General features: G+C 68.2%; 1 protein-coding gene. It reads left to right on the top strand.

The annotated features are described in order from the left end of the window. Positions 1–131: 131 nt before the first annotated feature. Positions 132–314 (top strand): hypothetical protein (locus WA762_RS35560; RefSeq protein WP_335941722.1); only part of this gene is annotated, 183 nt, incomplete at its 3' end.

Raw genomic sequence — 314 nt, 5'->3', positions numbered from 1 at the left:
GCAATCTTTCAAGGACCCTTGGTCCCAGCGTTCACGCTGGGACCAAGGGTCCTTTTGTTTTCTGCCGTAGCGCGTCGTATCCCCGGCTGCGCGAGAATGTGTTGTAACACCCGATGAACGGAGTCACACCCATGTCCACCAACTCTCCCGACGATCGTTCGGAGCGCGAGCCGCGTCGCCGGGACGGTGGCGAGCGGGGCGGCTTCGGGAGCCGTCGTGACGACCGCTTCGGCGGACCGCGCCGTGACAACCCGCGACGCGACAACGACCGTGGCGGCTACCGCCGGGACGACGGCCGGCCCGCCGGCGGTGGG

It is taken from the genome of Streptomyces tyrfis, assembly GCF_037034285.1.
In the GTDB taxonomy this organism is placed as follows: Bacteria; Actinomycetota; Actinomycetes; order Streptomycetales; family Streptomycetaceae; genus Streptomyces.
Note: the sequence above shows the minus strand (reverse complement) of the source record. Positions and strands in the feature narration are given on the sequence as shown.